The organism is Methylobacterium cerastii (assembly GCF_022179125.1).
GTDB classification, from domain to species: domain Bacteria; phylum Pseudomonadota; class Alphaproteobacteria; order Rhizobiales; family Beijerinckiaceae; genus Methylobacterium; species Methylobacterium cerastii.
Genome location: NZ_BPQG01000021.1, coordinates 36,627 through 47,603, shown reverse-complemented (window position 1 = coordinate 47,603; position 10,977 = coordinate 36,627). Strand labels below are relative to the sequence as shown.

Sequence of the window (10,977 nt, the reverse complement as noted above, 5' to 3'; positions counted from 1 at the left end):
GGCAAGAACTACATCGAGACGGTCTGGGGCCGCGGCTACGTGCTCCGCGAGCCGATGGACGCCGAAGAGCGCATCGCCGTCTGACTCGTCCTCCTGCGGCCATTCCATCCGAGGCACCCGCGGATCGCTCCGCGGGTGCCTTTTTCTTTGCGAGAGCCCGTCCCATGGCCGCGCTTGTCTTCGCCGCCGCGGAGGGATATCCACGACCCCTGCGTCGCCGGCCCCGCACATCTCCGTGCGGTCCCGAGGTCGGCGCCGAGGAGAGACGAGCCTTGGCCAGCGCCGGCTCAGCACCCGTCGCAATCGAGGCCGCGTCCGCGGCGTCGCCGACGCGCGCCCTCCGCACGCTTCTGCTTACCCGCCCCTGAGGGCCGTCCGGGCGCGCGCCTAGGCCTTCAGGGGATCGCACGGCCGAATCTTCAGGCTTCGAAGGCAGCCCGGTCCGCATTGCGGAGGGCGCCGCGACAGGGTTGACACGAGATGACCAGCACTTCCGAGACGAAAAAAGACCGCGTCGTGATCTTCGACACGACGTTGCGCGACGGCGAGCAATGCCCGGGCGCGACCATGACGCTGGACGAGAAGCTCGCCGTGGCCGAGTTGCTCGATGCGATGGGCGTCGACGTGATCGAGGCCGGCTTCCCGATCGCCTCCAACGGCGACTTCGAGGCCGTGTCCGAGATCGCACGACGCGCCAAGCGCGCCACCATCGCCGGGCTCGCCCGCGCCATCCCCGCCGACATCGCGCGGGCCGGCGAGGCGGTGCGCCATGCGCGCCAAGGCCGCATCCACACCTTCGTCTCGACCTCGCCGATCCATCTTGCGCACCAGATGCGCAAGACCGAGGACGAGGTCGTCGAGATCATCCTCAAGACGGTGGCGCAGGCGCGCGACCTCGTCTCCGACGTCGAATGGTCGGCGATGGACGCGACCCGCACCCCGATCGACTATCTGTGCCGCTGCGTCGAGGCGGCGATCAAGGCCGGCGCGACGACGATCAACCTGCCCGACACGGTCGGCTACGCCACGCCGGGCGAGTACCGCGCGATGTTCGAGGCGGTGCGCGAGCGCGTGCCGAATGCCGACAAGGCGATCTTCTCGGTCCATTGCCACAACGACCTCGGCCTCGCGATCGCCAACACCCTGGCCGGCATCGAAGGCGGCGCGCGGCAGGTGGAGTGCACGATCAACGGCATCGGCGAGCGCGCGGGGAACGCGGCGCTCGAGGAGGTCGTCATGGCGATCCGCACCCGCTCCGACGTACTGCCCTACGAGACCGGCATCGAGTCGACGATGCTGACGCGCGCCTCCAAGCTCGTGAGCCACGCCACCAACTTCCCGGTGCAGTTCAACAAGGCGATCGTCGGCCGCAACGCCTTCGCGCACGAGAGCGGCATCCACCAGGACGGCATGCTGAAGCACGCCGAGACCTACGAGATCATGACCCCGGCCTCCGTCGGCGTCACGAAGACCAATTTGGTGATGGGCAAGCATTCCGGCCGGGCCGCCTTCCGGTCCAAGCTCGAAGAGCTCGGCCTGAAGTTGTCCGACAACCAGCTGCAGGACGTGTTCGAGCGGTTCAAGGCCTTGGCCGACCGCAAGAAGCACGTCTACGACGAGGACATCGAGGCGCTGGTCGACGAGAACCTCGCCACCGCGCACGACCGCATCCGCCTGGTGTCGCTCTCGGTCATCGCCGGCACACGCGGGCCGCAGCGGGCGACGATGAAGGTCGCCCTGGACGGCAAGACGCTCACCGAGGAGGCCGACGGCAACGGGCCGGTAGACGCGGTGTTCAACGCGATCCAGGCGCTCGTGCCGCACGAGGCGCAGCTCGAGCTGTACCAGGTCCACGCGGTCACCGCCGGCACCGACGCGCAGGCCGAGGTCTCGGTCCGCCTGAAGGCGGGCGAGCGCTCGATCACCGCGCGCGGCGCCGACCCGGACACTCTGGTCGCATCGGCCAAGGCCTACCTCTCGGCGCTGAACAAGCTGGCAGCCTCCGCCGTGCGCATCCATGCGCAGCACGCGGCGGCGGAGTAGTCCGAAAACCGACCGAGCCGGGGGAAAATCCCCGCCCGCGGGCAAAAACCTCACTCGCGGGGTGGACAGCCCCCGGCCCGGTTGGTATCAGCCCGCATTGCAGCGGGACTTGGTGGACCGCGGCGGGTCGCTCAGGCGATCGGGCGCATAGCTCAGTTGGTAGAGCAGCTGACTCTTAATCAGCGGGTCCTAGGTTCGAACCCTAGTGCGCCCACCAAAGAATTTCGGACTTATACGATCTTGGGTAGGATGCGGCGACGCGTCTTGCCCTTGTTCGTTTGGGGGTTCCCTCCGGGCGCGAGCGTCGATGTGAAGCCACCCGAACAGCCTCGAATCTGCATTTTGCATTCCGATTGGCCCAGGCCTTGCTCGGCTCCGCCCCAGCGGTGGAGTCGTCGATGGATGCGCTTGCGAACGGTCGGGACGTGCAGCTCGCCCTGCGGGGCATCCGGAAGGCGTTCCCATCTCGGGGCGGCGCGGTGCCGGTGCTCGACGGGCTGAACTTCGACATCTACGAGCGGGACTTCGTCAGCATCATCGGGCCGTCCGGCTGCGGCAAGACCACGGTCTTCAACGTCATCGCCGGCCTGCTCGAACCCGACGAGGGCACGATGCGCTTCCGTGGCGAGATCGTGCCCGGGCTCTCGGGGCGCGTCGGCTACATGATGCAGAAGGACCTGCTGTTCCCCTGGCGCACCGTTCTGCAGAACGTCATGCTCGGCTTGGAGATGAAGGGCGTCGACGCCCGGGCCGCGACCGAGACGGCGCGGGACTACCTCGCCCGCTTCGGGCTCTCCGGCTTCGAGAACGCCTACCCGAAGACTCTGTCCGGCGGCATGCGGCAGCGCGCGGCGCTGATCCGGACGCTGATCATGGACCCGGACATCCTGCTCCTCGACGAACCGTTCTCGGCCCTGGACTACCAGACCCGGCTCTACCTCGAAGCCGTGCTGCTCGACGCCGTCGAGACGTTCCACAAGACCGTCGTGCTGGTGACCCACGACATCGACGAGGCCGTGGCCCTCTCCAAGCGCGTGGTGGTGCTCGGCAACCGGCCGGCCCGGGTGAAGGCAGTGCACGATATCGCGCTCAACGATCGGTCGCCGATCGGCGCCCGCAGCGATCCGCGCTTCTCGGAATACTTCAACACCCTGTGCGGCGAACTCGACATCCAGACCCGAGCGAGGGCGGCCTGATGGCGATCCAAAGCCTTTCGCAAGACCAGGCGCCAACGGCGCAGAGCCCGGCGACACCGGCCGCGACCCGCCGCAGACCGGGTGCCCTGGCGCGCGCGGTCGACACCACCCTCGGGCGCGGCCTGATCCAGATTCTGGCCGTGGCGGTTTTCTTTGCGAGCTGGGAGATCGCGGTGGACGCCGGATGGCTCACTGAATTTCTGGTCGGCGCCCCCTCGGGCATCTGGCGGGTGTTCGTGAAGAGCGTGCTGGACGGCAGCCTCGTCCACGACACCTGGCTCACGGTGGTGGAGGCCATCCTCGGCTTCGTCATCGGCACCGTCCTCGGCTCCGCAGCGGGCCTCGGGCTCTGGTATTCGGTGCTGGTCGCGCGGATCGTCGAGCCGTTCATCGTGGCGATCAACTCGGTGCCGAAGATCGCGCTGGCGCCGATCGTGATCCTCTGGTTCGGCACCGGCTTCATCTCGAAGGTCGCGCTCGCGGTCTCGCTCACCGCCCTGGTGGCGCTGATCGCGGCGTATCAGGCCGCCCGGGACGCGGACCCCGACCTGCAGGCGCTGCTGGCTTCGATGGGGGCCTCGAAGAACCGGATCTTCCGCTCGGTGATCGTGCCCTCGACGCTGCCGGCGATCATCGGGATGTTCCGGATCAACATCGGCTTCGCCCTCGTCGGCGCCGTCGTCGGCGAGTTCATCTCGTCCCAGGCGGGGCTCGGCCACCTGATCTACAACGCCTCGTCGCTCTACGACCTCAACGCCGTCTGGGTCGGGCTGTTCGTGCTGATGTTCGTCGGCTTCCTGCTCTACCACGTCATCGATTTCGCCGAACGCCGCATCCTGCCGTGGCGGCAGGTGGACACCGCCGGCAGCGTTCAGGTCTGAGCTCCAGGCCGCCGCGTCGCGCGCGACTGCCCTTTCCCCCTTCCCTGCCCTTTCCTTTGCAGAACGAGTGGCCCCGATGATCCAGCGCCGTCCCCTCCTCGCGACCGTCGCCGCGGCTTGGCTGCTGGGAGCCGCGCCGGCCTCGGCGGCGGCGTTGAAGGCGACGGTGAGCCAAGCCTTCCAATCGATGCTCTACCTGCCGCTCTACGTGGCCCTCGACGAGGGGTTGTTCGAGAAGGCCGGCATCGACGTCACCAAGGAGACCGCCGGCGCCCCGAGCGTCGCGCTGTCGGCGGTGATCTCCAAGAGCGCGCAGTTCTCGATCCACGGTCCGGAATGGACCGCGGTGGCGGCCTCGAAGGGTGCCCCCGTCGGCGTCGTCGCCAACGTCGTCAACGGTGCGGCCGTCTGGATCGCGACGACGCCGGATTTCGCGTTCACGGACGTGAAGGACCTCAAGGGCCAGACCATCGTCACCGGATTGATGCCGACGACCAGCACCTCGCTGTTCCTGAAGCTCCTCAAGGAGAACGGGTTGTCGAAGGACGACGTGACGCTGACGCAGGTACAGCTCGGCACCGAGCCCGGCCCGTTCCTGGCCGGCCAGGCCAAAGTCGCCGTTTTGTACGAGCCCGGCCTCGACCAGGTCGCGGCGAAGGGCATGAAGGTCGTCCTCGGCTTCCCCGAGAAGTACGGGCCCTACGCCTTCTCAGCGGTGAGCGCGCGCAAGGACGTGGATCCCGTGGTGGCGCAGGCCTTCGTCAACGGCATGCAGGCGGCGATCCGGTTGATGCAATCCGAGCCGGCCAAGGCGGTCGCGGTCGCGAAGAAGGAGTTCCCGAACCTCGACCCGACCGTCGTCGAGGCCGCGGTGAAGCGCATGATGGGCGACAAGGTCTATCCCGCGAGCGTCGACATCACTCCGGATGCCCTAAAGATCGCCCTCGACACCCAGATCGCCCTCGGCAACCTCGCGGCCCAGCCGGACTACGCGAGCTTCGTGCGGCGCGACTTCATCATCAAGGCGATGGCGGGGCAGTAATCCCCGTGGTGCGCGCCGACATCTCTCAGCGCGAGGCGGCCGGGCGCGATGCGCGGAGCGACTTCGCGGCCAGCGACGCGCTCGGCGGGAGGTCGTTGGCGCTGGGCGTCCCCGCACGCGCTCCCGGGACAGCACCCGACGTCTTCGCATCCCGCCCGCGCTCGAAACCGTAGCCGAGGTTCACGCCGGCATAGGCGCCGGTGAAATCCTCGGCCTGCGCGGATGTCGCGAGCCCGAGAACCAGGACGAGCGAAAGGGTGCAACGCATGCAGCTTGTCCGGTTGTCGATCCGAAACGCGAAACGGCGGCCCTGGAAGGGACCGCCGTCTGCAATCTCACCGGGAACGCGGCGGAAGCGAGACCGCCGCGTTCGTCCGATTCGGCGACGATCAATCGTCGACGTTGATACTCTGGGCCTCGCGGCCCTTCTGGCCGTCGACCACTGCGAGCGTCACGGTCTGACCCTCGGCCAGCGACTCGAGGCCAGCGCGCGACAGGGCGGAGCGATGGACGAACACGTCCTTGCCGCCGTCATTCACCGACACGAAGCCGAAGCCCTTGGCCGGGTCGTACCACTTCACGGTGCCCTGCATCTCGGTCGAGGGACCGGAGGCGACGCGGCCACCACCGCCACCGGCGCCGTAGCCACCACCCGCTCCGCCGTAGCCGCCACCGGCGCCGCCGTAACCACCGCCGCCGGCACCGTAGCCGCCGCCGGGGGCGCCGAAGCCGCCCGTCCGCGGGGGACGCGCATCGCGCATCTCGCGCCGGGGCGGAGCCGCCTCGGCCGTCGAGGTGTCGACGCTCGTCACGTTGGTGACCTGCGGGCCCTTCTGGCCCTGCGCAGTCTGGACGGTGAGCCGGGTGCCCGGCTGCAGGTCGTCATGGCCGGCCGCCTCGACGGCGCGGATGTGGAGAAAGGCGTCGCCCGAGCCGTCGCCGAGTTCGACGAAGCCGAAGCCCTTCTCCTTGTTGAACCACTTCACCGTGGCGTCGCGCTCCGGGCCCGTGGGGGCGGCCGCAGCCCGGGGAGCGCCGCCGCCGAAGCCGCCGCCGCCACCACCGTATCCGCCGCCACCGCCACCGCCGCCGAAGCCGCCGCCACCGTATCCGCCGCCACTCGGGGGAGCCTGATCAGGCCATCTCGGCTCTGCGCCACCCTCATCGAAGCCGCGCTTCTGCGGCCCCCGGAAATCACGACCACGTCCCATCGAAAGCTCGCCAAAAACCGTCCGCCGACCACGTCTCGAACACCGCGTGCGCGCCATCCCAGACAGCTCACGCCCCGCACTCCCATTACCCCCGGTCGCGGTAACCAAGAATAACGCCTCAGTCCTGACGCAATTGGGGCTTGACCGCAAGGACCTTGTTGTCGATCCACCGAGAGTTCCATCACTTTCTCGTCGGCGCACCCGGGCGGCGCGACGCGGTGCCGCCCCGTTAGGGAAGCGCAAAGGGCGGTGGCGTATGCAGAGCTACAGGCTCCCGCCTCCGCCGGGGCCCGCGTGCCGCCCCCCGAATGATCGCGACCCCGACCTTCCCGGACTATTCCGCCCTCGTCGTGGACGAGAGCCTCTACATCCGCCGAATCGTGCGCGACATGCTGATGCGCGTCGGCATCAAGCGCGTGCTGGAGGCGCCCGACGGGGCCGAGGCGCTCGGCGTGCTGGCCGAGAGCAAGCCAGACCTGACGATCATCGACTGGGACCTCGCGATCCTCTCCGGCGAGGAGTTCATCCGGCTGGCCCGCACGCCCTCGACCTCGCCCTGCCCGACGATCCCGATCATCCTGATGCTCGCCCAGCCGCGCCGGAACGTCGTCGATCGGGCGATCAACCTCGGCGTCAACGAGATCATCGCAAAGCCGTTTTCGCCCAAGACGCTGTGGTCGCGCCTCGACGAGGTCATCAACCGGCCGCGCCCCTATTCCCAGGTGAAGAGCCTGCTGCGTCCCACCTCCCGCGCCGCGAGCCTCGCCAAGGCGATGGCCTGATTTCACAGAGCGTTCGCCACGGGCGACCGTGGATGCAGGGCCGGGTGCTGCGAACGGACGTTGCAGTTCGCCGCCGAGCGAGTAGGGTCGGACGCGAATGATGGCCGGGCTCCTCGCCGGGGCCAAGGATGGGAAAGCGCGGCGACGCCGATGAGGGACGAGAGTGGCGCGACCGCGCCGGCCCGCCCCCAGGGCGCGCCACCGGCAGGGGCACCCGGCTCCGCCCCCGTGGTCTCGCATCGCGACACGCGCCGCAACGCCTACGCGGCCCTGGACCTCGGCACCAACAATTGCCGGCTGCTGATCGCCGAGCCGTCCTCGCACGGATTCCGGGTGATCGACGCGTTCTCGCGCATCGTCCGGCTCGGCGAGGGGCTCGGAAACTCCGACCGCCTGAGCGAGGCGGCGATCGAGCGGACGATCGACGCGCTGCGGATCTGCAAGGGGAAGATGCGCGCCCGCGGCGTCGGCCGGGCCAAGATCATCGCCACCGAGGCGTGCCGGCTCGCGGTGAACGGCGCCGACTTCGTCGCGCGGGTGCGCGCGGAGGTCGGCCTCGATCTCGAGATCGTCGATCGGCAGACCGAGGCCTATCTCGCCGTCACCGGCTGCGCGGCGCTCGCCGACCCGTTGGCCGAATCCGTCGTGATCTTCGACATCGGCGGCGGCTCCACCGAGATCGCTTGGCTCGACGGCGCGGCCGCCAACCCTTCGACCGACCCGACGCTTCGCATCCGCGCGTGGGATTCGCTGCCCGTCGGCGTCGTCACCCTGGCCGAGCGCCATGGCGGCTCCGAGGTCACGCGGATGATGTTCGAGGGCATGGTCGAGGAGGTGGCCGAGATGCTGGGCCCCTTCGCGATCCGTGCGGCGGCGGCGGCGATCGCCCCCGGCTTCCACCTGCTCGGCACATCGGGCACCGTCACCACCATCGCGGCGATGCACCTGCGTCTGGTTCGCTACGAGCGCCGCCGCGTCGACGGACTGTGGATGAGTGACGCCGAGGTCTCGGGCGCGATCGACGACCTGCTCGACACGCGCCTCGACCAGCGGGCCGAGAACCCTTGCATCGGCCGCGACCGTGCCGACTTGGTGCTCGCCGGCTGCGCGATCTTGGAGGCGATCCGCCGGGCGTTTCCAGCCGAGCGCCTGCGCATCGCCGACCGCGGCCTGCGCGAAGGACTCTTGATGAACATGATGCGGGAAGACGGCGTCTGGCGCCGCGGGGGCTACCGGTGACCGACAGGCGTGGCGGAGCGGGCGCGACCGGTGGAGTCCGCGGAGAGCTCAAGCAGCGGGTGAAGACCGGCCGTGGGCGCACCCACTCGCAGAAGAGCTGGCTCGAGCGGCAGCTCAACGATCCCTACGTGCAGCGGGCCAAGCGCGAGGGCTACCGCTCGCGGGCGGCCTTCAAGCTGATGGAGATCGACGAGCGGTTCAAGCTGCTCAAGCCCGGCCAGCGCATCGTCGACCTCGGTGCGGCGCCCGGCGGCTGGTCGCAGGTCGCGGCGAAGGTCGTCGGCGAGACCGGCCGCATCGTCGGCATCGACCTGCTCGAGATCGAGCCGATGCAGAATGTCGAGTTCATCACTCTCGACTTCCTCGATCCCGAGGCTCCGAAGCGCCTCACCGGCCTTCTCGGCGGCCCGGCCGACCTCGTCCTTTCGGACATGGCCGCCAACGCCACGGGGCACAAGAAGACCGACCACCTGCGCATCATCGGCCTTGCGGAGACGGCGGCCGAGTTCGCGCGTGAGATCCTCGCGCCGGGCGGCGCCTACCTCGCCAAGGTGCTGCAGGGCGGCACCGAGGGCGCGCTGCTCTCCGACCTGAAGCGCGACTTCGCGTTGGTCCGCCACGTCAAGCCGAACGCCAGCCGGGCCGATTCGAGCGAACTCTACGTGCTGGCGACCGGCTATCGCGGGCCGACCCCGGCCCTCGCCGAGGCGGACGAGGACTGAGTCGCGGCGTTTCGGACGCTGCGCGAACGGGCACCCGTCGTCCTGTCGAAAGCTGGCGACGCCTGAGGGAGGGATCAGGCGCCGTTCGCCGATTTTGCTCGCCGCCGTCGGCTGATCCACTCAGTCCGCGCCTATCCTGATTGTTCTTGGGTGCGATCGTAGGCGCCCATCGCCGGGCTTTAGCGCCAAAGAAAAAGGCCGCCCCGGAGAACCGGAGCGGCCTTCGATGGAGTCGTGAAGGCGATTACTCGCCCGAGCCGGTGCCGTCCGGCGTCTTGCCCTCGGCGCCGCCTTCCGCCTCGATGCCCTCGAAGCGCGGGCGGCGCCGGCGGCGGACCTTGGGGGCCGGGGCATCGTCGCCGTCGGTCACGGGCTGGCTCGGCGCCTGCGCCTCGACGACGGGCGCCTCCGAGGCGGCCGGAAGCCGCGGCGGCGTCATCAGGAAGGCCGGCAGGCCGGCCGCATCCTCTGCGACGGCGCGCGGCTCCTCGCGGCGGCGCTCGCGACGGGCGGGAGCCGGGGAGTCCGGGCGCACCGGCGCTTCGGCACGCGCAGGCGCCTCGGCGCGGACGGGTGCCTCGGTGCGGACGTCCTGGCGCGACTCGCGGCGCGGCTGTTCCGTGCGTCCGTTCTCGTAGCGGCTGTCGCGCGGCGCGTCGGTGCGGGGCTGCTCCTGGCGCGACGGGTCCTGTCGCGCGATGTCCTGCCGAGACACGTCCTCGCGCGGCTGGTCCCGGCGGGTGAACTCGGCCCGGTTCTCTTGGCGATTCTCTTGCCGGTTCTCCTGGCGCGGATACTCCTGCCGCCCGTTCTCCTGGCGATTGAAGGTCTGCCGGGGCGCGTCCTGACGGTCGTAGTCGGAGCGCTGGCCGTTATCCTGGCGCGGCTGATCCTGCCGATTGCCGTCCTGACGGTTGCCGTCCGGGCGCTGGTTGTCGAAGCGGGCGCCGTTGTCGAAGCGCGGCCGGTCGTTGCGGTTGTTCTGGAAGCGGTCGCGGCGCTCCTGCCGGTCGCCGCGGTTCTGGTTCTGGCCGAACCGGTCGTTCTGGCCGCGATCGTTCTGGTTGCGATCCTGGCGCCCGTCCTGCTGGCCGCCCTCGCCGCGGTTGTCGTAGGGCTGCGGCTGCTGGCCGGGATCGCCATACTCGGTGGCGTAGCCGGCATAGCCCTGGCCGTTGGCCTCGCCGCCCTGCTCGTCGTCACCGTCTTCCATGTCGTCGTCGTAGGCGCGGGAGGCGTAGCCGGCGCCAGCCTGCGGGCGGCCCTGCTCCTGGGCGCCGGAGATGATCCGGAAATAGTGCTCGCCGTGCTGGAAATAGTTTTCCGCCGCCACCGGGTCGCCCGCCGCCTGCGCGTCGCGCGCGAGTTGCGCGTACTTGTCGGCGATATGCTGGGCGGTGCCGCGGACTTTGACGTCGGGACCGTTGGATTCATAGGACCGCGTCAACGGATTCGGGCCCTTCGGCCGGTTCCGGCCACGCACCCGTCGGTTCTGGTTTGGTCTCATCGGTCTCAGATGACCCTCGTTACTGCGAGCGCGTCTGGTCTGGGGGTCGGGCTGTGGGGCCGGGCTCCCGAGGCGCCGCCAGGCGGGTCCTCGCCGGCGCCCGCGGAGGGATCATCGGACTTGATCCACGAACCGCTCGCCTACCAGCCGTCTGTCCCGATCCCTCGGGGCCTACGCTTGCGTCCAAGACGCGTGTCGATTGTCAGGTTCGAAAACCGCCGCGCCGCTGCTCGAACCCGAGCCTGCGTCTGATCGGCGGTGGCGCGCTCGGCCGACATCCCGCGAAGGATGACCCATGCCGAACCTACGATCGGTACTCTTAACGGATCGTCCACGAACCGCAAGTCGCACGGG

10 protein-coding genes, 1 tRNA gene and 1 pseudogene are annotated in these 10,977 nt (G+C 69.5%); 9 read left to right on the top strand and 3 right to left on the bottom strand.

The annotated features are described in order from the left end of the window. From MFF13_RS07870 to MFF13_RS07845, 6 genes and pseudogenes are all read left to right on the top strand, one after another. Positions 1-84: pseudogene (locus MFF13_RS07870) on the top strand (DNA-binding response regulator); the annotation flags it as partial. A gap of 396 nt (positions 85-480) precedes the next feature. Then, complete coding sequence (locus tag MFF13_RS07865; RefSeq protein ID WP_238271785.1) at positions 481-2,043, top strand: 2-isopropylmalate synthase; 1,563 nt, start codon at positions 481-483, stop codon at positions 2,041-2,043. A 141-nt stretch (positions 2,044-2,184) separates the two neighbouring features. After that, positions 2,185-2,260: transfer RNA gene (locus MFF13_RS07860), tRNA-Lys, on the top strand. 181 nt (positions 2,261-2,441) lie between these two features. Beyond that, positions 2,442-3,239 (top strand): ABC transporter ATP-binding protein, encoded by a 798-nt coding sequence (locus tag MFF13_RS07855; RefSeq protein WP_238271784.1) that lies wholly within the window; start codon positions 2,442-2,444, stop codon positions 3,237-3,239. After that, a complete protein-coding gene (locus MFF13_RS07850) occupies positions 3,239-4,120 on the top strand; it encodes an ABC transporter permease (RefSeq protein ID WP_147814577.1) in 882 nt (293 codons plus the stop codon). The genes MFF13_RS07855 and MFF13_RS07850 overlap by 1 nt, the downstream gene beginning before the upstream one ends. A 76-nt stretch (positions 4,121-4,196) precedes the next feature. Next, entirely contained in the window at positions 4,197-5,162 is a 966-nt protein-coding gene (locus tag MFF13_RS07845) for an ABC transporter substrate-binding protein (RefSeq protein WP_238271782.1), read from the top strand. 25 nt (positions 5,163-5,187) lie between these two features. On the opposite strand, the gene MFF13_RS07840 is transcribed toward MFF13_RS07845, so the two are convergent. Both MFF13_RS07840 and MFF13_RS26360 read right to left on the bottom strand, forming a co-directional pair. Next, positions 5,188-5,430, bottom strand: coding sequence for a hypothetical protein (locus tag MFF13_RS07840; RefSeq protein WP_238271774.1), 243 nt, complete (start codon positions 5,428-5,430; stop codon positions 5,188-5,190). 121 nt (positions 5,431-5,551) lie between these two features. Then, the gene (locus tag MFF13_RS26360) at positions 5,552-6,373 is read right to left on the bottom strand and encodes a cold-shock protein (RefSeq protein WP_283205815.1); all 822 of its coding nucleotides are present in this window, start codon (positions 6,371-6,373) and stop codon (positions 5,552-5,554) included. 308 nt (positions 6,374-6,681) lie between these two features. Here MFF13_RS26360 and MFF13_RS07825 point away from each other — a divergent pair, with 308 nt between their 5' ends. From MFF13_RS07825 to MFF13_RS07815, 3 genes are all read left to right on the top strand, one after another. Beyond that, on the top strand, positions 6,682-7,155 hold the full coding sequence (locus MFF13_RS07825) for a response regulator (protein WP_147753471.1): 474 nt from the start codon (positions 6,682-6,684) through the stop codon (positions 7,153-7,155). Between the two features lie 150 nt (positions 7,156-7,305). Beyond that, on the top strand, positions 7,306-8,394 hold the full coding sequence (locus MFF13_RS07820; protein WP_147753470.1) for a Ppx/GppA phosphatase family protein: 1,089 nt from the start codon (positions 7,306-7,308) through the stop codon (positions 8,392-8,394). Further along, a complete protein-coding gene (locus MFF13_RS07815) occupies positions 8,391-9,116 on the top strand; it encodes an RlmE family RNA methyltransferase (RefSeq protein WP_238271772.1) in 726 nt (241 codons plus the stop codon). The genes MFF13_RS07820 and MFF13_RS07815 overlap by 4 nt, the downstream gene beginning before the upstream one ends. Before the next feature lie 244 nt (positions 9,117-9,360). Here MFF13_RS07815 and MFF13_RS07810 read toward each other — a convergent pair whose 3' ends face one another. Continuing rightward, the gene (locus tag MFF13_RS07810) at positions 9,361-10,599 is read right to left on the bottom strand and encodes a DUF4167 domain-containing protein (protein ID WP_238271770.1); all 1,239 of its coding nucleotides are present in this window, start codon (positions 10,597-10,599) and stop codon (positions 9,361-9,363) included. Positions 10,600-10,977 lie beyond the last annotated feature (378 nt).

What these genes read in the sequence shown, in the direction of transcription:
- MFF13_RS07840 (WP_238271774.1), bottom strand. Translation starts at nt 5,430, where the DNA reads ATGCGTTGCACCCTTTCGCTCGTCCTGGTTCTCGGGCTCGCGACATCC.
- MFF13_RS07850 (WP_147814577.1), top strand. Translation starts at nt 3,239, where the DNA reads ATGGCGATCCAAAGCCTTTCGCAAGACCAGGCGCCAACGGCGCAGAGC.
- MFF13_RS07845 (WP_238271782.1), top strand. Translation starts at nt 4,197, where the DNA reads ATGATCCAGCGCCGTCCCCTCCTCGCGACCGTCGCCGCGGCTTGGCTG.
- MFF13_RS07855 (WP_238271784.1), top strand. Translation starts at nt 2,442, where the DNA reads ATGGATGCGCTTGCGAACGGTCGGGACGTGCAGCTCGCCCTGCGGGGC.
- MFF13_RS26360 (WP_283205815.1), bottom strand. Translation starts at nt 6,373, where the DNA reads ATGGGACGTGGTCGTGATTTCCGGGGGCCGCAGAAGCGCGGCTTCGAT.
- MFF13_RS07820 (WP_147753470.1), top strand. Translation starts at nt 7,306, where the DNA reads ATGAGGGACGAGAGTGGCGCGACCGCGCCGGCCCGCCCCCAGGGCGCG.
- MFF13_RS07825 (WP_147753471.1), top strand. Translation starts at nt 6,682, where the DNA reads ATGATCGCGACCCCGACCTTCCCGGACTATTCCGCCCTCGTCGTGGAC.
- MFF13_RS07865 (WP_238271785.1), top strand. Translation starts at nt 481, where the DNA reads ATGACCAGCACTTCCGAGACGAAAAAAGACCGCGTCGTGATCTTCGAC.